Raw genomic sequence first — 22,594 nt, 5'->3', positions numbered from 1 at the left:
CGGGTACCGCGGCTCGCCAGGGGGCCTACCCCGCACCGGCGCGGCCTACGTACGGACCAGCGGCGGGACCGCCTTGACACCGCCCGGCGGGGCGGCCCACGGTGGGGCCATGCGCATCGGACTGATCGGTACGGGCCGGATCGGGAGCTTCCACGCGGGGGCGCTCGCCCGGCATCCGGAGGTCGGCTCGCTGGTCGTCACCGACGCCGAGGCGGCGCGGGCCCGGGCGGTGGCCGCGGCCGTGGACGCCGAGGCCGTGCCCGACGTGGCGGCGCTGCTCGGCTCCGGCGTGGACGCGGTGGTGATCGCCTCGGCGACGGCCGCGCACGCGGAGCTGATCGCCCGGGCCGCGCGGGCGGGTCTGCCGGTCTTCTGCGAGAAGCCGATCGCCCTGGACGTGCCGGGCACGCTGGCCGCGCTCGCGGCGGTCGCGGAGGCGGGCACCGAGCTCCAGCTCGGTTTCATGCGCCGCTTCGACGCGGGGTACCGGGCCGCGCGGGAGGCCGTCCGCACGGGGCGGCTGGGCCGGCTGCACACGGTGCGGACGGTCAGCTCGGACCCGGAGCCGCCGCCGGCCGCGTATCTGCCGCTCTCCGGCGGCCTCTTCCGGGACTGCATGATCCACGACATCGACATGGTCCGCTGGGTGACCGGCCGGGAGGTCGTGGAGGTGTACGCGCGCGGCGCGGACGCGGGCCCCGCGATGTTCCGCGAGGCCGGTGACGTGGACACGGCGGCCGCGCTGCTCACCCTGGACGACGGCACCCTGGTGACGGCGACGGCGACCCGCTGCAACGGCGCCGGGTACGACGTGCGGATGGAGCTGGCGGGCGACCGCGACCAGCTGGCGGTCGGAGTGGACGAGCGCACCCCGCTCACCTCCCTCGAACCCCACTCCCCCGCGCCGCCGCCCAAGCCGTGGCCCGGTTTCCTGGAGCGCTTCGCCCCGGCGTACGAGGCGGAGCTGGACGCCTTCGTGCGCCTGGTGCGCGGCGGGGGCCCGAACCCGTGCGACGGGTACGAGGCGCTGGCCGCGCTGCGGGTCGCGGAGGCCTGCGAGCGGTCCCGGCGGGAGCACCGCCCGGTGGCGGTGGCGGACTAGCCGACCGTGCGGACGGTGCCCTGGGCGAGGGCGCAGAGGGTCTCGTCGCCCTGCTCGTCGACGGCGAGGAGTTCGCAGCGGACGACGGCCTGGCGGCGGCCGGAGTGGAGGACCTCGGCGCGGGCGCGGAGGGTGACGCCGACGGCGGGGCGGACGTAGTCGATGGAGTAGCCGGCGGTGAGGACGGACGCGCCGAGGACGGTGCCGGCGGCGAAGGTGATCGCGTTGTCGGCGGCGTAGGAGAGGACTCCGCCGTGGACGTAGCCGTTCTGCTGGCGCAGGTCCTCGCGGATCGGCAGTTCCAGGGTGGCGCCGCCGTCGCCGAAGGCGCGGACGTCGGCGCCGACGAGGCGGCTGAAGGGCTGGGCCCGCAGGATGTCCCGGGCCAGGGCGAGGGCGGCGTTGTCGGTCACCCGCGCCACCCTACTCGCCGGTACGCTTCGGCGGCTCGTGATCGAGGAGACCGGCGTCGTGGACGAGGAGGGCGATCTGGACCCGGTTGTTGAGGCCGAGCTTGGCGAGCAGCCGGGAGACGTACGTCTTCACCGTGGGGACGCTCATGTACAGCCGGTCCGCGATCTCGGCGTTGGAGGCGCCGCGGCCGACGGCGACGGCGACCTCCCGCTCGCGGTCGGCGAGCCCGGCGAGCCGCTCGGCGGCGGTGTCGCGCCGGGGCCGGGCCTCCGGCGCGCCGGCGACGTGGGTCATGAGCTGGCGGGTGACGGCCGGGGAGAGGACGGGGTCGCCGGCGGCGACGCGGAGGACGGCGCCGGCGATCTCGGCGGGCGCGGTGTCCTTGAGGACGAAGCCGGCGGCGCCGGCCCGCAGGGCGCGCAGCACCTGCTCGTCGGCGTGGAAGGTGGTCAGGACGATCACCTCGGGGGCGCCGGGGCGGGCGCGCAGCCGTTCGGTGGCGGTGAGCCCGTCGACGTGCGGCATGCGGATGTCCATGAGGACGACGTCGGGGGCGAGCCGGGCGACGAGGTCGGGGACCTCGGCGCCGTCGGAGCCCTCGCCGACGATCTCGATGCCTTCGGCGCCGCCGAGCATCAGGGTGAGGCCCGCGCGGACCAGGGGGTCGTCGTCGACGACGAGCAGCCGGATGGTCATGGGGGCCACGGTAGCCAGGCGGTGAGGGCGAAGCCGCCGCCGGGGGTGGGGCCGTGGTCGAACCGGCCGCCGGCGAGGGCGGCCCGCTCGGAGAGGCCGATGAGGCCCTGTCCGGAGCCGGGGACGTGCGGGACGGTTCCGGCGGGGGCGGGATTGCGGACCTCGACGGTGAGCCCGTCGCCGGGCCGGCCGCTCAGGGTGACGGTGACCTGGGTGCCGGGGGCGTGCTTGCGGGCGTTGGTGAGGGCTTCCTGGGCGATGCGGTAGACGGTGCGGCCGGTGGCGGCGGGGACGGCGCCGGGGTCGTCGACGGTGGAGTCGAGGACGACGCGCATCCCGGCCGCGCGGGACTCGTCGACGAGCTCGCCGAGGGTGGCGAGGGTGGGCTGCGGCCGGTCGCCGCCACCGCTCTCCTCGCCGGGCGCGCGCAGCACGCCGATGATCTCGCGCAGGTCCTGGAGGGCGTCGTGGGCGCTGTCGCGGATGACACCGGCGGCGCGGGCGACCTGCTCGGGCGGGGCGTCGGGGCGGAACTCCAGGGCGCCGGCGTGGACGCTGAGCAGGGTGAGCCGGTGGGCGAGGACGTCGTGCATCTCGCGGGCGATGGCCTCGCGGGCGAGCCGCTGGGCCTGGGCGGCCCGCAGCTCGGCCTCGGACTCGGCACGCTCGGCGCGCTCGCGCAGCGCCTCGACGAGCTGGCGGCGGGCCCGCACGAGCATGCCCCAGGCGACGACGAGGAGGGTGAGGGCGACGCCGAGGACGATCCCGAGGAGCCGGCCGGTCTCGGGGTCGGGCCGGACGAAGACGGTGGCGACGGCGCCGGCGAGGGCGAGCGCGACGATCCAGGCGAGGTCGCGGAAGGGGCGCCGGACGGCCACGCTGAAGAGGCTCGCGAGCATGGCCCCGGCGGCGGCCGGGACGAGCGCGCCGACGACCGCCAGGACGGCGGCGAGCGCCATCGGCCACCGGCGGCGCAGCCAGAGCGAGCAGCAGGCGAGGGCGCCGACGATCTGGTCCGTGAGGTTCACGGGGTCGCTGTTGTAGCGGGCGCTGGTGTCGATGGCGACCAGCCCGAAGAGGGCGGCGAGCAGGAAGACCAGGATGTCCACGACCCAGTCGCGGACGGTACGGCGCGGCCGGGCGCCCCCGGTCCCGGCCGGTTCGACCAGGTGGGAGGGGAGCAGCCAGCGCTGCCGGTCCGTTCGCGTCATATCCGCAATGTACGCAGTCGGGGCCCGCCGCACCGGTCCGCGGCGCCCGGCCGCTACCGAAGTCGCGCGGATCGATACTTCGGTCGCACGGGGGTGGACCGGTGGCCGACGCGGGGGGCCGTCGGGCGCGCCCATGATCGCCGTATGAAGCGATTCCTTGAGGTGGCCGGTTTCCTGCTCACGGTGTTCGGGGTGTGCGGGGTGGTGCGCGAGCTGACGGACGGGTGGTTCTCGTTCATGGGCGTGACCCGCTTCCTGACCGAGAACGTGTGGTTCCTGGAGGGCCGGGAGGTCTTCACGAACCTGGTGATCGCCGCGCTCGGCCTGGTCGTGATGATCGTCTCGGACCGGGTGGAGCGGAAGGCCTGACTCAGGCGCGGGGCGCGGCGTCCAGGTGCTCGGCGACGCGGCGCTCCGCGCTCGCGCCCGCGTAGACGGCTGCGCCCAGGGCGGCGAAGGGGACGGAGCCGCCGAGGAGCAGGGTCATGAGGGGCCAGTCGCGGCTCTCGACGCAGTCGTCGTCGTGCGCGTACTCGCTGGCGACCAGGGCGGGACACTCGCCGTCGTCGCCGTACGGCGTGACGAGCAGGACGGCGAACCAGCCCCAGAGCAGACCGGCCACGGCGAGCAGGAGGAGGCCGCGGCCCTGGGAGCGGCGGGCGCGGGCGAGGAGCGGGGACTCGGGGCGGGTACGGGCGTCGGCGGTTGGCATGATCACAACCTAGTGGGCGGCGGTGTCGGCGCTGCGGCGCCCCCAGGCGGTGCCCGCGAGCACCAGGACCGCTCCGGCCAGGCCGAGGGCGCCCGGCCGGTCGCCGGCCAGGGCGATGCCGGCGAGGGCGGCCCACAGCGGCTCGGTGCCGAGCAGCAGGCTGACCCGGGACGCGGAGGTGCGGCGGACGGCCCACATCTGCACGAAGAAGGCGAAGAGCGTGCAGCAGACGGAGAGGAAGACCAGGCCGGCCCACTCGCGGGGCCCGAAGTCGAGCGCGGCGGCCCAGGGGGTCGTCCCGCCCCCGGCGGCCGAGAGCGCCGCGAAGACGAGGACGGCGGTGCCGAGCTGCACGGTGGTCAGGGAGAGCGAGTCCGCCGACCGCACGGCCTTCGTCCTGGCCATGGCGAGGACGTGCACGGTCCGGGCCAGGGCCGCCAGGAGGATCAGCAGGTCGCCGAGGGAGGGCGCGGTGAACCCGGCGCCCTGGGTGAGCAGCACGACGCCGCCGACGGAGAGCGCGGCGGCGCCGAGGAAGCCCCGGGAGGGCGCGGTCCGGGTGACGGCGGCCTCGGCGAGCGGGGTGAAGATCATGGTGAGGCTGATGATCAGGCCGGCGTTGGTGGCGGAGGTGTGGACGACGCCGTACGTCTCCAGGAGGAAGATCCCGGCGAGGATCAGCCCGAGGAGCGCGGCGCCCCGCCACTGCGCGCCGGTGAGTGCCCGTAGCCCCTTCCACCCGGCGGCGACGAGGACGGGCACGACGAGCGCGAAGCGCAGCACGAGGACGGCGACGACGGTGTGGCTCGTGGTGATGCCCTTGGCCGCGAGGTAGCTGCCGCCCCAGAAGACGGCGACGAGCAGCAGCGGCAGGTCGGTGAGCCAGGCGCGGCGGCGGACGCCGAAGGGGACGGCGGCGGCGGGCGCCGGGGCGGACGGAGCGGCCATGGCGGTCCGGGTCTCCCACTCTTGTGCAGGGGTGGAGACGTCGGCGGCTCGCACACGGGAGGCTCACCGTACCCGGCACGGCCCGTGGTGACTACACCTTTCCCTGCCGCCCTTCCTCAGGCGTAACTGCCGTACGTGGGGCGGCCGGCGCGCTCGTACGTGTGGAGGGCGACGCCCGTGCCGGTGACGGCCGACTCGGTGAGCCGGAAGGCGGTGGGCCGGGCGCCCTCGGCGAAGAGCCGGAAGCCGGTGCCGAGGACCACGGGGAAGACGTGCAGGTGGAGGGTGTCGATGAGGTCGTGGGCGAGGAGGGTGCGGGCGAGGCCCCCGCTGCCGTGCATCTGGATCTCGCCGTCGAGGCGCTCCTTGAGCGCGGTGACCTCCTCGACGGCGTCGCCGCGCAGCAGGGTCGTGCCGTTCCAGCCGGCGGAGTCGAGGGTGGTGGTGACGACGTACTTGGGCAGGGCGTTGAGCTTGCTCGCGACGGGGTCGGCGGGGTCGTCGTGCTTCGGCCAGTACCCGGCGAAGATGTCGTAGGTGCGGCGGCCGAGGAGGAAGGCGGTGGGCCGGGTGAAGATCTCCTCGACGCGGCGGAGGAAGGTCTCGTCGCCGAAGGGCACGGACCAGCCGCCGTGCGCGAAGCCGCCGCTGCGGTCCTCGTCGGGGCCGCCGGGGGCCTGGTACACGCCGTCGAGGGTGAGGAACTGGGTCAGGCTGAGAGTGGCCATGGCGGTCGCCTTTCGGGAGTGCGGGGACGTCGTGTCCCATCCGTATCGACCCGGCGCGGATCCGAAACTCATCGGTCCGCGCCGCGGCGAGGACGGCGTCCGATGGCCGCCAGCGAGGGCGCCCCGCACCGAGTTTCCTTGAATCCGCAACCAGTTGTGACGGATCGAGGAGGCGGAAGCGATGTCCACGACGAGGATGGCCGGGACGGCGGCGCTGGTGACGGGCGGCAGCCGCGGGATCGGCGCGGCGACGGCGGTCCGGCTCGCCCGGGAGGGCGCGGACGTGGCCTTCACGTACGTACGGGACGAGGCGGCGGCGAAGGAGGTCGCGGCCCGCATCGAGGCGACCGGCCGACGGGCCCTGCCGCTGCGCGCCGACGCGGCGGACGCGGGGGACGCGGCGGGGGCGGTGCACCGGGCGGCGGACGACCTCGGCCGCCTGGACGTCCTCGTGAACAACGTCGGCGTCGGCGTCCTCGGCCCGCTGGCCGAGCTGACGCTCGCGGACGTGGACCGGGTGCTGGCGGTGAACGTCCGCGCGACCTTCCTCGCCTCCCAGGCGGCGGCGGAACGCCTGCCGGACGGCGGCCGCATCATCACGATCGGCACCTGCATGACCCAGCGGGTCCCCGGCCCCGGCGGCACGCTGTACACCCTGAGCAAGTCCGCGCTGGTGGGCCTGAACCGGGCCCTGGCCCGGGAACTGGGCGCCCGCGGCATCACCGCGAACCTCGTCCACCCGGGCCCGGTCGACACGGACCTCAACCCGGCGGACGGCCCGTACGCGGCGGGGCAGGCGGCCATGACGGCCCTGGGCCGCTTCGGCACCCCGGACGAGATCGCCGCCGCCGTCGCCTACCTGGCGGGCCCGGAGACCCGCTACGTCACGGGCACCGAACTCTCGGTGGACGGCGGCCACGCGGCCTGAAGCGGAACGCTGCCCGCGGGCGGGGCCTGGCGTGACGGGCCGGCGAGCGAGCCGAAGGGCGCGCCGGGGGAACGACGCCGAGCGCGCGCAGGCCCATGAGGAACGAGCGGGCCGAGCACGCTCGGGGTCGCGAGCCCGGCTCACAGCGCCCGGAGGCGACCCGAGCCTCTGAAAGAGGGGTTCGCGAGGGCGCACCGGTGCTGTCGGGCCGGTGCGCCCTCGCGGGCCGGGCGGGGTGTCGTGCCCGCCCAGTCTGGGATGGGCCCGGCGAGTGAGCCGAAGGGGCGCGCCGGGGGAACGACCCCGAGCGCGCGCAGGCCCGTGAGGAACGAGCGGGGCGAGCACGGTCGGGGTCGCGAGCCCGGCTGCGGCGCCCCGGAGGCGAACCGAGCCCAGGAAGGGGGGCCGTGCCCGCCCGGTCCTGCCGGGGGCCGGTCGGTGTCGGCCGGCTCGGCCCCCGGGGTCGTGTACGGGCTGCGTCAGCCGCCGAGCTCCTGGTGGCGGGCGGTGAGGCGGGCGGTGCCCGCCTCGGTGAGGGAGCCGTAGAGGCGGAGGCGGGAGATGCCGCCGTCCGGGTAGATGTCGATCCGCACGCGGGAGCCGACCGCCGGGGTGTCGAGGACGAACCGGTGGTTGGTGTCGGGCTGGAGGCGGGTCCGGGGCAGCACCTCGGTCCAGTCCTCGGAGCCCTCGGCGGCGACGGAGAGCGCGGCCCAGCCGGCGCTGTTGCCCTTGAGGTACGCGGTGTCGATCTCGACGGCGCGGATCGCGGACTCGGCGACGAGGGAGTAGCGGATCCAGTCGTTGCCCTTGTCGCGGCGGCGGCGGGTCTCCCAGCCGTCGTCCATCTTGCGGGAGCGGCCGGGCTGGATGGTGTTGGTGGCCGGCGAGTAGAAGCGGTCGGAGGCGTCCTCGACCTGGCCGCCGTTCTCCAGGGCGGCGAGGTCGAAGGTGCCGAGGACGTCCAGCCACGCCGGGTCGGGGGCGACCTCGCCGTACACGCGGAGGCGGGCGATGCCGCCGTCGGGGTGCTGGTTGACGCGGAGGTGGGTGAAGCGCTGCTCGACGTCGACGGCGAAGCCGTTGGCCGCGTGGCCGCCGATGGCGGTGCGCGGGACGAGGGTCGTCCACTTCACGTCCTCGGCGAGGAGGTCCTCGGGCGAGGGCGAGCCGGGTACGGAGGCGGCCTCGACGGAGACGGCCTGCGGGTAGTTGCCGCGGAAGTGGGCGGTGTCGACGACGATGCCGCGGATGACGCCGGGGGCGCCGAGCCGGACGAGGGCCCAGTCGTGGTCCTCGGCGGTGGGGTGCGGTTCGGCGGCGGAGACGCCGCGCCGGCGGCGGGTCTCCCAGCCGTCCATGATCTTGCCCTTGTGGCCGAAGTGCTCGGGGTCGAACTCGGCGGCCTCGGGCTTGAGGAGGTTCTCGCGCTCGGCGAAGAACTCGTCGTTGGCGGCGATGACGCCGGCGCCGAGGCGGCGGTCGGCGAGGTCCGCGTACTGGGTGAAGGGGAACTCGGCCGTGCGGTAGTCGGCGTACGGGTCACCGCCGCCGTACGGGCTGGCGTCGCCGGTGAAGGAAGGTATGCCGGTCACGGGTCAGTTGTTCCTTTCGAGGAGGCGGCCGGAGGGCTCGGCCAGGGTGCCGCCGTCGTTGATCTTGCGGCCGTGGAGCCAGGTGGACTTGACGACGCCGTGGAGGGTCTTGCCGGCGTACGCGGTGATGCGGTTGCGGTGCTGGAGGTCGGCCGGGTCGACGGTGAAGGTGGCGTCGGGGTCGAGGACGGCGAAGTCGGCGTCGCGCCCGGGCTCGATGGCGCCCTTGCGGTCGAGGCCGGCGAGGCGGGCGGGGCCCTCGGACATCCAGCGGACGACGTCGGTGAGGTCGAAGCCGCGGCGGCGGGCCTCGGTCCAGATCGCGGGCAGGCCGAGCTGGAGGGAGGAGATGCCGCCCCAGGCGGAGGAGAAGTCCGGCGTCTTGAGGTCGGCGGTGGACGGCGAGTGGTCGGAGACGATGCAGTCGATGACGCCGTCGGCGAGGCCCTGCCACAGCGCGTCCTGGTTCACGGCCTCGCGGATGGGCGGGCAGCACTTGAACTCGGTGGCCCCGTCCGGGATCTCCTCGGCGGTCAGGGTGAGGAAGTGCGGGCAGGACTCGACGCTGACCTTGACGCCCTCGGCCTTGGCGGCGGCGATGAGCGGCAGCGCGTCGGAGGAGGAGAGGTGCAGCACGTGGACGCGGGCGCCGAGCCGGCGGGCCTGGTCGACGAGGTTCGTGATCGCCGTGTTCTCGGCGTCGCGCGGCCGGGAGGCGAGGAAGTCGGCGTACTGGGACGAGGACTTCTGCGGGGCGGCGGCGAGGTGGTGGGGGTCCTCGGCGTGGACGATCATCAGCCCGTCGAAGCCGGCGATCTCGGCGAGGGAGCGGGCCAGCTGCTCCTGGTCGAGCTCGGGGAACTCGTCCACGCCGGAGGGCGACAGGAAGCACTTGAAGCCGTAGACGCCGGCGTCGTGCAGGGGGCGGAGGTCCTTGACGTTGTCCGGCAGGGCGCCGCCCCAGAAGCCGACGTCGACGTGCGCCTTGGCGCGGGCGACCTCCTGCTTGACGCGCAGGTTCTCCACCGTGGTGGTCGGCGGCAGCGAGTTGAGCGGCATGTCCACGATGGTGGTGATGCCGCCGGCGGCGGCCGCGCGGGTGGCGGTCCAGAAGCCTTCCCACTCGGTGCGGCCGGGGTCGTTCACGTGGACGTGCGAGTCGACGAGGCCGGGGAGGACGACGTCGTCGCCGACGTCCTCCAGGACCGCTCCGGCGGGTACCTCGGCGTCGTACGGCAGGACCGCCGCGATCGTTCCGTCCGAGACGGCGATGGCCGCCGGCCGTGTGCCCTCCGGGGTGATCACCCGAGTCGAGCGCAGTACCAGGTTGACGTCCACCATGCCCCTTTCCGTTCCGCTTCGGGGAAGCAGAAATTCAACGAACTGTTGAAGGAGTTTGCGGCCGGGACGACATGCCGTCAAGGGGAGGCCCCCCGGGGCGGCACCCGGCCGAACTCGCTTGGATGTTTCCACAAAGTGGAATCGATATTTCGTACAGTAGAAGGTAGCTCCGCACAGGCGGGGTGGTCCAGACCCGCGCCGAGCAGCCGCCGACAACGGACAAACACCCCGCTGACCGGCCGGTTCGCCGGGCCCCGCACACTGTGCCCGGCCCGGCGGCCCGGTAGGCTGCTGCCTTGCCCGCCTGCCCCGAAAGGACCGTTGACGTGCCGACGTCCAGCGCCAGCACCACCGACGCCGCCAAACCCGCCGCGAGCGGGGGCGTCCAGTCCCTTGAGCGCGCCTTCGACCTTCTGGAACGGATGGCCGACGCGGGGGGCGAGGTCGGGCTCAGCGAGCTGTCCGCGAGCAGCGGGCTGCCGCTGCCGACCATCCACCGCCTGATGCGCACGCTGGTCGCCTGCGGCTACGTCCGCCAGCAGCCGAACCGGAGGTACGCGCTCGGCCCCCGGCTCATCCGGCTCGGCGAGTCCGCCTCCCGCCTCCTCGGCACCTGGGCCCGGCCCTACCTGGCGCGGCTCGTCGAGGAGACCGGCGAGACGGCGAACATGGCGCTCCTCGACGGCGACGAGATCGTGTACGTCGCGCAGGTGCCGTCCAAGCACTCCATGCGGATGTTCACCGAGGTCGGGCGGAGGGTGCTGCCGCACTCCACGGGCGTCGGCAAGGCGCTCCTCGCGCACACGCCGGACGAGGAGGTACGCGCGCTGCTCGCGCGCACCGGCATGCCGGCGGCGACCGAGAAGACCATCACCACGGCGGACGGCTTCCTCGCGGCGCTCGCGGACGTGCGGGAGACGGGGTACGCCGTCGACGACAACGAGCAGGAGATAGGGGTCCGCTGCCTCGCGGTCTCGGTCCCCGACTCGCCCACGGCGGCGGCGATCTCCATCTCGGGCCCGGCGGGCCGGGTCACCGAGGCGGCGACGGAGAAGATCGTCCCCATCCTCCAGCAGGTGGCCCGCGAACTCTCCACGGCCCTCGCCAACACCGCGGCCAACGGCCAGGCCTGACACCCGGCCGCGCCCCCCGTTCCGTCGTGGGCGCACGTTTCTCCCCCCGGAGGGGTACCCCTCCGGGGGGAGAAGCGTATGCCCGCACGGGCGGGCGTCAGGCCCTGGTGGTGACCGTCAGGCGGCCGTCGTGGACCGTCGTCAGTTCGTCGGCGGCCGACAGGTGCGTCCGGTCGTGGGTCACCAGGACCGTCGCCGTGCCACGGGCCCGGGTCAGATCCGCGAGCAGCGCCACGATCGCCGCGCCCCGCTCGTGGTCCAGCGCGCTCGTGGGTTCGTCGACGAGCAGGACCGACGGCTCGTTCATCAGCGCCCGTGCGATGTTGACGCGCTGGCGCTGACCGCCGGAGAGCTGGTGCGGGCGGCGGTCGGCGCGGTCCGCGAGGCCGACCGCGTCGAGGAGCTCCCTGGCCCGGTCGCGTACCGAGGCCGGCGGGCGTCCGGCCAGGTGCGCCATGACCTGGAGCTGTTCGGCCGCCGTCAGCGAGGGCAGCAGGTTCGGCTGCTGGAAGACGATCCCGATCGAGGTGCGGCGCAGCTCCGCCCGCCCGGCCGCGTCGAGGCCCGCCGTGTCCGTGCCCGCGACGACGACCCGGCCCCGGTCGGGCGTGACGAGGGTCGCGGCGACGGCGAGCAGGCTGGACTTGCCGGAGCCGGAGGGGCCGACGACGGCCGTGAGGCGGCCGGCCGGGACGGTGAGGGAGACCTCGTCGAGGGCGGTGAGCCGCCCGTCGCCGTCCGGGTAGGTCAGGGTCACGGCATCGAGTGCGAGGCTCATCGGACGCTCCCGAGCGCGGTGAGGGGGTCGACGGCGGTGATCCGCCGGATGGACAGGGCCGAGCCGATCGCGCCGAGCACGATGATCACGCCGGCCGGGCCGAGGACGGTCAGCGGCGCGAGGACGAAGGGGACGTCGCCGCCGGAGACCAGCGCGCCGATGCCGAGGGCGAGCGCCGTGCCGAGCAGCGTGCCCGCCACCAGCATCAGCACCGCCTGGCCGAGCGCGTCGCGCAGCAGGTACGGGGTGGAGGCGCCGAGCGCCTTCAGGACGGCGACGTCGCCGCTCCGCTGGATCGTCCACACCGTGAAGAAGGCCCCTATGACCAGCGCGGAGATCGCGAAGAGGAAGCCGCGCATGAGCTGGAGGGAGCCGTTCTCGGCCTGGTAGGACCCTATGGCGGTGAGCGCGCCGTCGACGGTCCGCGCCTCCGTGCCGGCCGCCGCGTCACCGGCCGCCCAGTCGGCGCCGTCGCCGCGCAGCACGATCACCGTCGCCTGGTCGCCCGCCGCCGCGCCGCTCTGCCCGAGCTCCTGCCAGTCGCCGAAGGCGGTCCACACGACGGGCGTGTGGCTGTACGAGGCGTCCCCGGCGATCGCCGAGACGCGGGCCTCCAGCGGGCCGAGCCGGACCGTGTCCCCGGTCCGCGCGTCCAGTTCCTCGGCCGCCGACGCGGAGAGGACGGCCTCGCCGGGCGCCACGGCGGCGGGGGCGAGACCGTCGCCCGGCCGCGTGCCGAAGGCGGAGACGGCGGCCGTCCGCTCGCCCGCGACCGCGTTGAGGGTGCGGATGCCGAGCGGTGCCGCCGCCGTGACGCCGGGCCGCTCCGCCCACCCGGTCCACTGCTCCTCCGTCACCGTCGAGTTGGTGAAGGAGACGGACTGCCCGGCGGGTGGGGCGGCGAAGGCCACGCGGTCGGCGGGCAGGCCGGTGATCGCGGAGACGTTCTCCCGCGCGAGCCCGGCCGTGAGCCCGGACAGCAGCCCCACGAGCAGGGTGATCAGCACGATCACCGTGCCCATGAGGGCGAACCGCCCCTTGGCGAATCTCAGGTCTCTCCATGCCACGAACATGGGACCCAGCCTGGTGCCCGCGCCCGGCCGCGGGCATCGCGCCACGGATGGCTCCCCCTTCAAACTTTTGGTTGACCCCCGCGGGCCCCACCCCTGCCTACGCTGGTGGGGTCATGGAACCCCTCTGCTCCCTCCCACCCGCCCGGCGAAGCCTCACCCCCGTCCTCCGCGCCCTCCGGCTCTGCCTGCACCTGCTGATGGCGGGGCTGCTCGTCCTCGCCGCGGTGCGCGACCGCTCCACGGCGGGCACGGTCCTCGCGGCCGTCATGGGCGCCGTGTACGCGGCCGGGGCCTGGCTCCCCTCCGTGCGGCGCTCGCAGCGGGCTGCGGCCGGCTGGCTGGCGGTGCTCGCGCTGTCCTGGCTGGCGCTGCTGTGGACGACGCCGGAGGCCCTGTGGCTGGCCTTCCCGCTGTACTTCCTCCAGCTGCACCTGCTGCCGGCCCGCTGGTCGCTGCCGGCGGTGGCGCTGACGGCGGGCGCGGCGATCCTCTCGTACGTGGGCCACGGCGCCGCTCTGAACCCGGGGGTCTTCATCGGGCCGCTGCTCGGTGCCGCCGTCGCCGTGGCGACGGTGCTCGGCTATCAGGCGCTGTACCGGGAGAGCGAGCGGCGGCAGCGGCTGATCGAGGAGCTGATCACGACCCGGGCGGAGCTGGCGGCGGCGGAGCGGCACGCGGGGACGCTGGCCGAGCGGGAGCGGCTGGCCCGGGAGATCCACGACACGCTGGCGCAGGGGCTGTCGTCGATCCAGCTGCTGCTGCGGGCGGCGGAGCGGGCGCTGCCGGAGGATTCGCCGGCGGCCGGGCACATCGACCGGGCGCGGCGGGCGGCGCAGGAGAACCTCGCGGAGGCGCGCCGTTTCGTGCGGGCGCTGACGCCGCCGGATCTGGAGCACGGTTCGCTGGCGGCGGCCCTGGAGCGGCTGTGCGAGCCGGGCGCGGGGCCGCGGGTGCGGTTCTCGGTGAGCGGGACGCCGGTGGAGCTGCCGACGCCGTACGAGGTGGCGCTGCTGCGGATCGCGCAGTCGGCGCTGGGGAACACGGTGCGGCACGCCGCGGCCTCCCGGGCGGAGATCACCCTGTCGTTCATGGACGCGTCGGTGACCCTGGACGTCGTCGACGACGGCCGGGGCTTCGACCCGGCCTCCGTGCGCCCGTCCTCGGACGGCGGTTTCGGGCTTCCGGCGATGCGCTCGCGGGCGGAGTCGCTGGGCGGCTCGTTCACCGTCGAGTCGGCGCCCGGCCAGGGCACCGCCGTCGCCGTCTCCCTCCCGCTGCCCCTCCCCCTCCCCGCAGGAGCCGCCGTATGACGATCCGACTTCTCCTCGCCGACGACCATCCGGTGGTCCGGGCGGGGTTGCGCGCGGTGCTCGACACCGAGCCGGGCTTCACGGTGGTCGGCGAGGCGGCGACGGCCGAGCGGGCGGTGGAGCTCGCGGCGGCCGGGGGCGTGGACGTGGTCCTGATGGACCTCCAGTTCGGCGCGGGGATGCACGGCTCGGAGGCGACGGCGGCGATCACCGCCGTGCCGGACGGGCCGCGGGTGCTGGTGCTGACGACGTACGACACGGACGCGGACATCCTGGCGGCGGTGGAGGCCGGGGCCTCGGGCTATCTCCTCAAGGACGCGCCGCCGGAGGAGCTGGCGGCGGCGGTGCGGACGGCGGCGGCCGGCCAGTCGGCACTCGCCCCGGCGGTGGCGCACCGGCTGATGGACCGGATGCGGACGCCGGCGGAGGCGCTGACCAAGCGGGAGCTGGAGGTGCTCCAGCTCGTCGGCGAGGGGCTGTCCAACCAGCAGATCAGCAAGGTGCTGTTCCTCAGCCAGGCCACGGTGAAGTCCCATCTGGTGCACGTCTTCGCCAAGCTGGGCGTGGACTCGCGGACGGCGGCGGTGGCGGTGGCCCGTGAGCGGCGGCTGATCCGGCGGTAGCGCATGCCCCCCGCCGCGTGCCCCCGCCGCGTGTGCGCCGGTCAGCGCGGGGACGGCGGGCCGGGCGGGCCGAAGAGCTCGACGGCGTTGCGGACGCCGGTGAGCGCCTCGGAGAGGGCGCTGACGGAGCCGAGCGAACCGGCGACGAGGAGCAGGCTGCGGCGCAGCCGCCACACCTCGGGGGCGCCGCTGACGGCCATGGCGTCGAGCGCGGCGAGTTCGTCCTCGGCGATCTCGCGGTCGGCGAAGTCCACCCGGTGTCCGGCCAGTTCCCGCCGGAGCCGGGACACGGCGGACCTCAGTCCGGCCACCCTCGGGTCCACTGCCTCGCCGGTCACTCGCCTCTGCCCCACGCTCCGCAACACGGTCTCCCCCCACGCCGAGTCGTCCGTCCAGGTACCCCGGGACGGCGGTCGGGCGCCCGGAGTGCGGACAGTTAACTCCCCGGCCGCCCGGCGGGGAAGAGGCAGTGCCGCGCATTCATGCGACCGTGTCATTCCGTGTCATGCGGTATGCAGTCCTCCATGACGCACATGGATCCCCTGACTCCCGAGACCCTCGGAGCACCTCTCGTCGCCGGGCTGCTCCTCGCCGCCGGAGGTGGCCGCCGGCTCGGCGGGCGGCCGAAGGCGCTGCTGCCGTACCGGGGCCGGCCGCTGGTCGAGAACGCGGTGCGGGTGCTGCGCGAGGGCGGCTGCCCGGTGGTGCACGTGGTGCTCGGCGCCTCGGCGGAGCTCGTACGGGAACGAGCCGAGCTGCCGGGTTGCGTGGTGGTGGAGAACCCGGAGTGGGCGGAGGGGATGGGTTCCTCGCTGCGGGTGGGGCTCGCCTCGCTGGCGGCGGATCCGCGCGGGGCGGACGCGGCGCTGGTGTCGCTGGTGGACCAGCCGGGGATCGGCGCGGCGGCGGTGGCACGGGTGCGGGCGTACGGGGCGCGGGACGCGCTGGCGGCGGCCTCGTACGACGGGAAGCGGGGGCATCCGGTGCTGTTCGGCGCGGACCGGTGGGCCGGGATCGCGGCGGGCGCCGTGGGCGACCGGGGCGCGCGGGAGTATCTGGCGGCGCACCGGGAGGCGGTCGCGCTGGTGGAGTGCGCGGACGTGGCGGAGCCCTTCGACATCGACACGGAGGCGGATCTGTACCGGCTCGACGGGTGAGGAGGGCCCCGGGCGGGCACCTGGAGTAAGGGGGCTGGCACCCGGAGCCATGATCTGTCGACCCGAAGAATCTCGACATCAACAAACGATTGAACTTCCACCATGAGGAAACTAATATCCACTGCTTAGAAGCGCCTCATCCCTTGTGAGGGCGCTCGCGGCCGTATCTCGGCATCGCGGCACTCCGTGCCGTCCGTGACGCCCGGCGGCCGCCAGGCACCGCCCGTAGTCCGCTGAAGGAAGTGACAGTTCATGTCCGCACCAGCGCCGTCCCCCCTGGTCGTCGTCGACGCCGAGCCCCTGCCGCGCCAGGAGGAGGTGCTGACGGAGGCGGCCCTCGCCTTCGTCGCCGAGCTCCACCGCCGCTTCACCCCGCGCCGCGACCAGCTGCTCGCCCGCCGCGCCGAGCGCCGCGCCGAGATCGCCCGCACCTCCACCCTCGACTTCCTGCCGGAGACCGCGGCGATCCGCGCCGACGACTCCTGGAAGGTCGCGCCGGCCCCGGCGGCCCTGAACGACCGCCGCGTCGAGATCACCGGTCCGACCGACCGGAAGATGACGATCAACGCGCTGAACTCCGGCGCGAAGGTGTGGCTCGCGGACTTCGAGGACGCCTCCGCCCCCACCTGGGAGAACGTGGTCCTCGGCCAGGTCAACCTGATCGACGCCTACACCCGGAACATCGACTTCACCGACGCCCGCACCGGCAAGTCCTACGCCCTCAAGCCCGCCGAGGAGCTCGCCACCGTCGTCATGCGGCCGCGCGGCTGGCACCTGGAGGAGCGTCATCTCGCCTTCGAGGGACGCCCGGTGCCCGGCGCGCTCGTCGACTTCGGTCTGTACTTCTTCCACAACGCGCAGCGCCTGATCGACCTCGGCAAGGGCCCGTACTTCTACCTGCCGAAGACCGAGTCGCACCTGGAGGCCCGCCTCTGGAACGACATCTTCGTCTTCGCCCAGGACTACGTCGGCATCCCGCAGGGCACCGTCCGCGCCACCGTCCTCATCGAGACGATCACGGCCGCGTACGAGATGGAGGAGATCCTCTACGAGCTCCGCGACCACGCCGCCGGCCTCAACGCGGGCCGCTGGGACTACCTCTTCTCCATCGTCAAGAACTTCCGTGACGGCGGGCAGAAGTTCGTCCTCCCGGACCGCAACGCGGTCACGATGACGGCCCCGTTCATGCGCGCGTACACCGAACTCCTCGTCCGCACCTGCCACAAGCGCGGCGCGCACGCGATCGGCGGCATGGCGGCCTTCATCCCGTCCCGCAAGGACGCCGAGGTCAACAAGGTCGCCTTCGAGAAGGTCAAGGCCGACAAGGACCGCGAGGCCGGCGACGGCTTCGACGGCTCCTGGGTCGCCCACCCCGACCTCGTCCCGATCGCCATGGCCTCCTTCGACGCCGTCCTCGGCGACAAGCCCAACCAGAAGGACCGCCTGCGCGAGGACGTCTCCGTGGCGCCCGGCGACCTCATCGCCATCGACTCGCTCGACGCCAAGCCCACCTACGAGGGCCTGCGCAACGCGGCCCAGGTCGGCATCCGCTACATCGAGGCGTGGCTGCGCGGCCTCGGCGCCGTCGCCATCTTCAACCTGATGGAGGACGCGGCCACCGCCGAGATCTCCCGCTCGCAGATCTGGCAGTGGATCAACGCGGGCGTGGTCTTCGAGAACGGCGAGACCGCCACCCCGGAGCTGGCCCGCAAGGTCGCCGCCGAGGAGCTGGCCGCCATCCGCGCCGAGATCGGCGAGGAGGCCTTCGCGGCCGGCAAGTGGCAGCAGGCGCACGACCTCCTCCTCCACGTCTCCCTCGACGCGGACTACGCGGACTTCCTCACCCTCCCCGCGTACGAGCAGCTCGTCGGCTGAGCTCCGACACACCCCCGTACAGGGCCCGGCCCCCGGCGAACGCACAGCTCCGGGGCCCGGGCCCTGTCGTGTCACAGGGGAAGTGACGCAACCGAGATATGCAGCTACCTAGCGGTAATAAGCCGACGCGTGCGAGATTCCGCCATGCCACCGGCCGGCGGCTGTCCCCCACGTCACTGCGTACCGCAGGAGCACACAGCCATGCTCTCGACCCCCCACCGCGCGCTGCGCGCACTCCTGGCACTGTGTACCGCCGCCGGACTGGCCACCGCCGCCGCCCCGGCCGCCCAGGCCTCCCCCGGCACCGGCCCCACCGCCGTCGTCGCCATGGGCGACAGCTACATCTCCGGCGAGGCCGGCCGCTGGCTCGGCAACAGCCTCACGAACTCCGGCGGCCGCGACGGCACCGACCGCGCCTGGACCGGCAGCGGCTACGACCCGTCCCGGGTGTACGGCTCCACCGCCGGCGGCTGCCACCGCTCGGACGTCTCCGAGGTCAGGAGCGCCGGACCGATCGCGACCAACCTGATCAACCTGGCCTGCTCCGGGGCGACCACCGAGAACGTCATCCGCGCCTCGCAGGGTGGCCAGGCGTACAAGGGCGAGGCCCCGCAGGCCGACCGGCTGGCCGCCGTCGCCGCCGCGAACGACGTGAAGCTGATCGCCCTGTCGATCGGCGGCAACGACCTCGGCTTCGCCGACATCATCACCACCTGCGCCACCGACTACATCGTCTGGTACTCCTACTGCCACGACGACCAGCAGGCCGAGGTCGACGCCAGGATCGACGCCGTGATGGCCTCCGTCGGCAAGGCCGTCGACGAGATCCGGGCGGTGATGACCGGCGCGGGCTACACCGCCTCCGACTACCGGATCGTGCTCCAGTCCTACCCCTCGCCGCTCCCCCGCGCCGCCGAGAACCGCTACTCCGAGAGCGGCTGGTCGCGGACGAACACCGGCGGCTGCCCGTTCTGGAACAAGGACTCCGACTGGGCGCGGGACTCCCTCGTCCCGCAGCTCTCCGGGCGGCTGCGCCAGGTCGCGGTGGCGAAGGGCGCGCAGTTCCTCGACCTGAGGGACGCGCTCCAGGGGCGCGAGGTGTGCGCGAAGGCGAGCCGCCAGGTGACGGCGTCCCTGCCGCCGTCCGGGGCGTCCGCCGAGTGGGCGCGGTGGATCGACAGCCAGTCCACCCAGGGGCTCGTCCAGGAGTCCATGCACCCCAACGCCTACGGTCAGCAGGCCCTCGGGCGCTGCCTGGCGCTGATCCACGCCGTCCCGTCGGGCCACCGCGCCTGCCGGAACACGGCGGGCGCGGGGCCCTCGGGGATGTACCTCACGACCGGCTGACGCACCTCACGGCAGGCTGATGCCCAGCGGGCCGAGGACGCGTTCCGTGCCGTGCCGGTCGGCCTCGGCCATCGCCCGGACGAGGGCGGCCGAGCCGCCCGGCCAGTCCGCGGCGGCCGCGTCGAAGGCGGCCCGCCGGGACTCCAGCGGCCCCTTCTTCCCGGGCAGCCGGTCCAGCAGGTGCAGGGCGCGGGCGGAGGCCGGCACCTGGACCGGGTCGGCCTCCTCTCCTCGGGCGCGCAGCGCGTCCAGCGCGTAGGCGCCGACCACCGGGTCCCGCAGCGCGCCGCGCAGGGCGCCCGGCGGGGCGGTGGCGGTGTCGAGGAGCCCGAACAGGGCGCGTACGTCGGCCCCTTCGGCGGCGTGGGCGTGGACGGAGCCGACCGCGGCCAGCAGCTCCGCCCAGGCGTCGGCGGTGTCCCCGCGCGCGTGCAGCCAGTCGGCGAGCCCGCGCGCGGCGGGCGCCTGCGGCCACTGCGCGGCGGCGGCCACCAGCTCCGCGGCCGACCAGGCGACCGCCTCGGCGGCGGTGGGCGCGGCGACCCGGCGGACCCGCAGGAGGTAGCGGACGGTGGCGGCGCCGCGCGGGGTGAGCCCGAAGGCGTCGCCGGAGCGCAGCACGAGGCCGGTGGCGGCCAGCCGGTCGGCGACGGCGGCGAGTTCGCGGGCCGGACGCTCCAGGCGGGCCCGGTCGTCCTCGCCGAGTCCGGTGGAGCCGAGCAGCCGGACGAGTTCGGGCACGGGCGGGGTGACGTAGGCCCCGGTGGCCCCCTCGGGGACGGTGACGGGGACGTCCTCCAGGGCCGGGTCGACGGTCCAGTCCTCGTACTCGGCGGCGCGCCGGGCGATCGAGTCGGCGGCGCAGCCGCGCTGGTAGAGCGCGTACAGCAGGTGCGGGGCCTCGCCGCCGTAGGGCTCGTGCTCCTCCTCGGCCAGCTCCTCGACGGCGGCGAGCAGGGCGTCGGCGTCCCGCTCGGCGTCGCCCGCGGCGGCGGGCTCGACGGCGGCGGGGGGCGGGACGGGGATCGACGGGTCGCCGTAGTAGTCCATGTGCTCGTCGAGGAGCGCGTCGGCGAGCACCAGGTGGGGGAAGTCGTCGGGGCCGGGGGCGAAGCGGGCGTAGGCGCCGGTGAGCTGGTCGGCGAGGCCGGCGGCGGTCCAGCGGTCGAGGAGCGCGGCGGCGACCCGGCCGACGCCGGCGGCGACGGCGTGGTCGGTGAGGAGCGGCCCGGCGGCGGGCGGCTCCTCGGCGTCCCGTACGTAGGCGCGGGCGACGGCCTCGGCGAGCACGGTGTCGGCGAGCGCGGTACGGCCCATGAGGTCGGCGCGGAGGACCCCGTCGGGCAGCGGCGCCCCGTCGAGCGCGCCGATCCGCCGCCGGACGTCGTCGGCGTCGCCGAGGTCGGTGCCGACGCTCCGCAGCAGCGAGGCGTACCACCGGTACCAGGTGAGGTTCCCGGGGTCGGCCATGGCGCGCTCGAAGTCCCCGGCGCTCTCGTCGACGACGGCGGCGATCCGCTCGCGCAGCCCGCCGTCGAACCGTCCGGCGAGCTCGCCGACGACCGCCCGGTAGCCGGGCAGCTCGCCGGGGGCGACGTAGACGAAGGCGGGCAGGTCCTCGACGAGGAGGCGCCGCACCAGCTCCGGCGTGGGCTCGGGCACCCCGCTGGCCCGGTCGGCCCCGCGCAGCGCGAGAAGGCCGAGGACGACCTCGGCGGCCCGGCGGAACGCGGGATCACGGTGCTCCGGCCTGCCGTCGAGCAGCTCCAGGAACCTGTCCAGCCCGGTATTGGTGAGAACGGTCTCGGCCACGGTTCCAGGGTAGTTCGGGGGCACGGGGAACGGCCTGAGGGACACCAACCGGGGAGGGCGGGGCGGCGGCGGGCCCGGGTGTCCCCGTTCCCGGCCGTACCCGGCCGTACCCGGCCGTCCTCAGCGCTCCTCAGCTGTCCTCCGCCCTTCTTCGCCGTCCTTCGCCGGTACGAGCCGTGCGAGCCGCTCCGCCGTACGGGCGCGGTCCAGTGCCCGGCACAGGGCGACGCTGCCGGTGCCGGGGCCGTGGTCCGGCGCGTACCGGCCGAGGAGGGCGCGGTGGCGGTCCTCGGCGTGGGGGCCGTCGGCGCGGACGGCGAGGTCGCGGGCGCGGGCGAGGAGCGCGCCGACGGCCTCGTCCTCCGGCGTGGCGTCGGGGAGGGGTGCGCCGATCCCGGACGGCTCGGTGTCGAGCCCCCGGTACCAGGGGCCGAGCAGGAGCCGGTCCGCACCGGCCCGCGCGGCGAGGGCGTCGGTCGCCCGGCGGGCCTCCCGCACCGCGTCGAGGGCGGTCCGCGCCCCTTCCAGGGTGGGGGCGTGCGCGGGTTCGCCGTCGCCCCGGCCGGGCGGGGCGAGGGCGTCGAGGAGGTCCATGGCCGCGGCGAGCGGGGCCAGGTGGGCGCTCGCCCAGTGGGCGGCCCGGCCGAACGAATGCCCGGCGAGCCCCTCCGCGCGGTCCGCGAGCCGCGGCCGGCGCAGGTCCGCCCGCCAGCCGGCCAGCGCGCCGCGCACCGCGGCGGCGTGACCGGTCAGTTCGGGGGCGGGCGTGCGGCCGTCGGCGAGCTGCGCGGCGAGGAGGGCGCGGCGGCGCGGGTCCGCCAGGGTGTCGGGCGCGAGGCGGTGGACGCTCTCGGCGTGGGCGAGAGCGGCGTCGAGGGCCGCCGGACCGGGGGGTTGCGGCGTCACGTACCGGGCCAGGAGCGCGCCGTGGGTGCGGACGAGCGACCGCAGCCGGTCGTGGGCGGTGCTCCAGGCGAGGGCGAGGGGCAGCGTGTCGTACAGGTCGCCGCGCCAGGACCCGGCGGTGGTGAAGGCGCCGATGATCCGGCGGTCCGCGCGCACGGCGGCGGAGAGCAGGCCGCCGATGCCGCGCGCTCCCCCGGTCAGCCGGCCGACGATGTCGGGGAGTTCGGGAAGGGTGACGATCTCGGGCCGGAAGACGGCGGACGCGGCCGCCCCCGCCTCGGCGAGGCGGCGGGTGGCGTCGGCGAGCTCGGCGCGGGCCTCGCGGACCCGGGGCAGCACCCGCGGGTCCAGCCAGTGCTCCGGCGCCCGGTGCGGGGCCGCGGCCAGGTCGGCGAGGGCGATCAGCTCCTCGGCCTCCCCGGTACCGAGGGGTGCGTCACGGCCCAGGAGTGCGGCGAGGGCGCGGGCCCGGGCGTCGGCCTTCGCCAGGCGGGCCGCGAGGGCGCCGAGCCACGGGGCGAGGCCGGCGGCCCGGGCGCGGGTGAGGGGGGCGAGGTCGAGGGCCTCGGGGCGCAGCCCGGCGAGCGCCTGCTCGCCGGAGAGGAACCGGGTGACGAGGGACGGCGGCAGTTCGGCCCAGCGGGGGCCGGCTTCGGCGGCGGCCCGCTCCCGGGCTGCCCGTGCCTCGGCGCGGCGGGCGAGGAAGGCGCGGAGGGCGTCGGCGGTGACGCGCACCGCCGCTTCCTCGACCTCCGCGGCCTCCACGACCTCCGCGGCCTCCAGGACCTCCGACGCCTCCTCGACCTCCGCGGCCTCCTCTGCCGGCTTGAGGCCCTCCTTGAACCGTTCCGGGTCTGCGCCGCCACCGAGGGCGATCGGGTTCGTCACGCTGGTCCTGGTCGTGT

At 75.2% G+C, this 22,594-nt stretch carries 22 protein-coding genes; 9 read left to right on the top strand and 13 right to left on the bottom strand.

Annotation, left to right across the window (positions count from 1 at the left end):
• Positions 1-109 precede the first annotated feature (109 nt).
• Positions 110-1,102, top strand: coding sequence for a Gfo/Idh/MocA family oxidoreductase (locus AB0E19_RS19845; RefSeq protein WP_362181488.1), 993 nt, complete (start codon positions 110-112; stop codon positions 1,100-1,102).
• Here AB0E19_RS19845 and AB0E19_RS19840 read toward each other — a convergent pair.
• From AB0E19_RS19840 to AB0E19_RS19830, 3 genes are read right to left on the bottom strand one after another with little or no spacing between them, the layout of a single operon-like run.
• Entirely contained in the window at positions 1,099-1,515 is a 417-nt protein-coding gene (locus AB0E19_RS19840; RefSeq protein WP_362181485.1) for a PaaI family thioesterase, read from the bottom strand. The two genes, AB0E19_RS19845 and AB0E19_RS19840, sit on opposite strands and share 4 nt — an antisense overlap.
• Positions 1,516-1,525: 10 nt before the next feature.
• The gene (locus AB0E19_RS19835) at positions 1,526-2,221 is read right to left on the bottom strand and encodes a response regulator transcription factor (RefSeq protein WP_362181482.1); all 696 of its coding nucleotides are present in this window, start codon (positions 2,219-2,221) and stop codon (positions 1,526-1,528) included.
• Positions 2,209-3,423, bottom strand: coding sequence for a sensor histidine kinase (locus AB0E19_RS19830; RefSeq protein WP_362181478.1), 1,215 nt, complete (start codon positions 3,421-3,423; stop codon positions 2,209-2,211). Before AB0E19_RS19830 ends, AB0E19_RS19835 begins: the two co-directional genes overlap by 13 nt.
• Before the next feature lie 144 nt (positions 3,424-3,567).
• On the opposite strand from AB0E19_RS19830, the gene AB0E19_RS19825 reads away from it, so the two are divergent.
• Positions 3,568-3,792, top strand: a complete 225-nt coding sequence (locus AB0E19_RS19825; RefSeq protein WP_362181475.1) for a hypothetical protein — start codon at positions 3,568-3,570, stop codon at positions 3,790-3,792.
• A 1-nt stretch (position 3,793) separates the two neighbouring features.
• On the opposite strand, the gene AB0E19_RS19820 is transcribed toward AB0E19_RS19825, so the two are convergent.
• The 3 genes from AB0E19_RS19820 to AB0E19_RS19810 all read right to left on the bottom strand — a co-directional run bounded on the left by AB0E19_RS19820 (position 3,794) and on the right by AB0E19_RS19810 (position 5,811).
• Positions 3,794-4,135: a hypothetical protein gene (locus AB0E19_RS19820; RefSeq protein WP_362181472.1), complete on the bottom strand. Its 342-nt coding sequence runs from the start codon at positions 4,133-4,135 to the stop codon at positions 3,794-3,796.
• Between the two features lie 9 nt (positions 4,136-4,144).
• Complete coding sequence (locus AB0E19_RS19815; protein WP_362181469.1) at positions 4,145-5,083, bottom strand: DMT family transporter; 939 nt, start codon at positions 5,081-5,083, stop codon at positions 4,145-4,147.
• A gap of 116 nt (positions 5,084-5,199) precedes the next feature.
• Entirely contained in the window at positions 5,200-5,811 is a 612-nt protein-coding gene (locus AB0E19_RS19810; RefSeq protein ID WP_362181467.1) for a dihydrofolate reductase family protein, read from the bottom strand.
• A 181-nt stretch (positions 5,812-5,992) separates the two neighbouring features.
• Between AB0E19_RS19810 and AB0E19_RS19805 the strand changes: the two genes are divergently transcribed.
• The gene (locus tag AB0E19_RS19805; protein ID WP_360610073.1) at positions 5,993-6,739 is read left to right on the top strand and encodes an SDR family oxidoreductase; all 747 of its coding nucleotides are present in this window, start codon (positions 5,993-5,995) and stop codon (positions 6,737-6,739) included.
• A gap of 479 nt (positions 6,740-7,218) precedes the next feature.
• Here AB0E19_RS19805 and alc read toward each other — a convergent pair whose 3' ends face one another.
• Together alc and allB are read right to left on the bottom strand one after the other, a co-directional pair.
• Positions 7,219-8,334, bottom strand: coding sequence for an allantoicase (alc, locus tag AB0E19_RS19800; protein ID WP_362181462.1), 1,116 nt, complete (start codon positions 8,332-8,334; stop codon positions 7,219-7,221).
• A 3-nt stretch (positions 8,335-8,337) separates the two neighbouring features.
• Positions 8,338-9,675, bottom strand: a complete 1,338-nt coding sequence (gene allB, locus AB0E19_RS19795) for an allantoinase AllB (protein ID WP_362181459.1) — start codon at positions 9,673-9,675, stop codon at positions 8,338-8,340.
• Positions 9,676-10,001: 326 nt separating this feature from the next.
• Here allB and AB0E19_RS19790 point away from each other — a divergent pair, with 326 nt between their 5' ends.
• A complete protein-coding gene (locus AB0E19_RS19790) occupies positions 10,002-10,808 on the top strand; it encodes an IclR family transcriptional regulator (RefSeq protein WP_362181456.1) in 807 nt (268 codons plus the stop codon).
• A gap of 97 nt (positions 10,809-10,905) precedes the next feature.
• Here the strand turns inward: AB0E19_RS19790 and AB0E19_RS19785 are convergent, their stop codons facing one another.
• Positions 10,906-11,586 carry an ABC transporter ATP-binding protein gene (locus tag AB0E19_RS19785; protein ID WP_362181453.1) on the bottom strand — a complete coding sequence of 227 codons (681 nt, stop codon included), beginning with the start codon at positions 11,584-11,586 and terminating at the stop codon, positions 10,906-10,908.
• On the bottom strand, positions 11,583-12,659 hold the full coding sequence (locus AB0E19_RS19780) for an ABC transporter permease (RefSeq protein ID WP_362181450.1): 1,077 nt from the start codon (positions 12,657-12,659) through the stop codon (positions 11,583-11,585). Before AB0E19_RS19780 ends, AB0E19_RS19785 begins: the two co-directional genes overlap by 4 nt.
• A gap of 113 nt (positions 12,660-12,772) precedes the next feature.
• Between AB0E19_RS19780 and AB0E19_RS19775 the strand changes: the two genes are divergently transcribed.
• Both AB0E19_RS19775 and AB0E19_RS19770 read left to right on the top strand, forming a co-directional pair.
• Positions 12,773-13,969 (top strand): sensor histidine kinase, encoded by a 1,197-nt coding sequence (locus tag AB0E19_RS19775; protein ID WP_362181447.1) that lies wholly within the window; start codon positions 12,773-12,775, stop codon positions 13,967-13,969.
• On the top strand, positions 13,966-14,592 hold the full coding sequence (locus AB0E19_RS19770; protein WP_360610080.1) for a response regulator transcription factor: 627 nt from the start codon (positions 13,966-13,968) through the stop codon (positions 14,590-14,592). The genes AB0E19_RS19775 and AB0E19_RS19770 overlap by 4 nt, the downstream gene beginning before the upstream one ends.
• Positions 14,593-14,633: 41 nt before the next feature.
• Here the strand turns inward: AB0E19_RS19770 and AB0E19_RS19765 are convergent, their stop codons facing one another.
• On the bottom strand, positions 14,634-14,945 hold the full coding sequence (locus AB0E19_RS19765) for a DUF5955 family protein (protein ID WP_362181442.1): 312 nt from the start codon (positions 14,943-14,945) through the stop codon (positions 14,634-14,636).
• A gap of 180 nt (positions 14,946-15,125) precedes the next feature.
• Here AB0E19_RS19765 and AB0E19_RS19760 point away from each other — a divergent pair, with 180 nt between their 5' ends.
• From AB0E19_RS19760 to AB0E19_RS19750, 3 genes are all read left to right on the top strand, one after another.
• A complete protein-coding gene (locus AB0E19_RS19760; protein WP_362181439.1) occupies positions 15,126-15,749 on the top strand; it encodes a nucleotidyltransferase family protein in 624 nt (207 codons plus the stop codon).
• Between the two features lie 252 nt (positions 15,750-16,001).
• Positions 16,002-17,624: a malate synthase A gene (aceB, locus tag AB0E19_RS19755; RefSeq protein ID WP_362181436.1), complete on the top strand. Its 1,623-nt coding sequence runs from the start codon at positions 16,002-16,004 to the stop codon at positions 17,622-17,624.
• 201 nt (positions 17,625-17,825) lie between these two features.
• Complete coding sequence (locus AB0E19_RS19750; protein WP_362181433.1) at positions 17,826-18,971, top strand: GDSL-type esterase/lipase family protein; 1,146 nt, start codon at positions 17,826-17,828, stop codon at positions 18,969-18,971.
• A 6-nt stretch (positions 18,972-18,977) separates the two neighbouring features.
• Here AB0E19_RS19750 and AB0E19_RS19745 read toward each other — a convergent pair whose 3' ends face one another.
• Together AB0E19_RS19745 and AB0E19_RS19740 are read right to left on the bottom strand one after the other, a co-directional pair.
• Positions 18,978-20,783: a hypothetical protein gene (locus AB0E19_RS19745; RefSeq protein ID WP_362181430.1), complete on the bottom strand. Its 1,806-nt coding sequence runs from the start codon at positions 20,781-20,783 to the stop codon at positions 18,978-18,980.
• A 120-nt stretch (positions 20,784-20,903) separates the two neighbouring features.
• Positions 20,904-22,577, bottom strand: a complete 1,674-nt coding sequence (locus tag AB0E19_RS19740; protein ID WP_362181427.1) for a hypothetical protein — start codon at positions 22,575-22,577, stop codon at positions 20,904-20,906.
• Positions 22,578-22,594 lie beyond the last annotated feature (17 nt).

The organism is Streptomyces sp. NPDC047974 (assembly GCF_040653375.1).
Lineage (GTDB): Bacteria > Actinomycetota > Actinomycetes > Streptomycetales > Streptomycetaceae > Streptomyces.
The sequence above is the reverse complement of the archived record's forward strand: the minus strand, read 5'-3'. Positions and strand labels throughout refer to the sequence as shown.

Coding starts and splice junctions, on each gene's coding strand:
- AB0E19_RS19820 (WP_362181472.1), bottom strand. CDS start 4,135: ATGCCAACCGCCGACGCCCGTACCCGCCCCGAGTCCCCGCTCCTCGCC.
- AB0E19_RS19825 (WP_362181475.1), top strand. CDS start 3,568: ATGAAGCGATTCCTTGAGGTGGCCGGTTTCCTGCTCACGGTGTTCGGG.
- AB0E19_RS19780 (WP_362181450.1), bottom strand. CDS start 12,659: ATGTTCGTGGCATGGAGAGACCTGAGATTCGCCAAGGGGCGGTTCGCC.
- aceB (WP_362181436.1), top strand. CDS start 16,002: ATGTCCGCACCAGCGCCGTCCCCCCTGGTCGTCGTCGACGCCGAGCCC.
- AB0E19_RS19760 (WP_362181439.1), top strand. CDS start 15,126: ATGGATCCCCTGACTCCCGAGACCCTCGGAGCACCTCTCGTCGCCGGG.
- AB0E19_RS19810 (WP_362181467.1), bottom strand. CDS start 5,811: ATGGCCACTCTCAGCCTGACCCAGTTCCTCACCCTCGACGGCGTGTAC.
- AB0E19_RS19750 (WP_362181433.1), top strand. CDS start 17,826: ATGCTCTCGACCCCCCACCGCGCGCTGCGCGCACTCCTGGCACTGTGT.
- AB0E19_RS19785 (WP_362181453.1), bottom strand. CDS start 11,586: ATGAGCCTCGCACTCGATGCCGTGACCCTGACCTACCCGGACGGCGAC.
- AB0E19_RS19830 (WP_362181478.1), bottom strand. CDS start 3,423: ATGACGCGAACGGACCGGCAGCGCTGGCTGCTCCCCTCCCACCTGGTC.
- AB0E19_RS19770 (WP_360610080.1), top strand. CDS start 13,966: ATGACGATCCGACTTCTCCTCGCCGACGACCATCCGGTGGTCCGGGCG.
- AB0E19_RS19845 (WP_362181488.1), top strand. CDS start 110: ATGCGCATCGGACTGATCGGTACGGGCCGGATCGGGAGCTTCCACGCG.
- AB0E19_RS19805 (WP_360610073.1), top strand. CDS start 5,993: ATGTCCACGACGAGGATGGCCGGGACGGCGGCGCTGGTGACGGGCGGC.
- AB0E19_RS19775 (WP_362181447.1), top strand. CDS start 12,773: ATGGAACCCCTCTGCTCCCTCCCACCCGCCCGGCGAAGCCTCACCCCC.
- AB0E19_RS19815 (WP_362181469.1), bottom strand. CDS start 5,083: ATGGCCGCTCCGTCCGCCCCGGCGCCCGCCGCCGCCGTCCCCTTCGGC.
- allB (WP_362181459.1), bottom strand. CDS start 9,675: ATGGTGGACGTCAACCTGGTACTGCGCTCGACTCGGGTGATCACCCCG.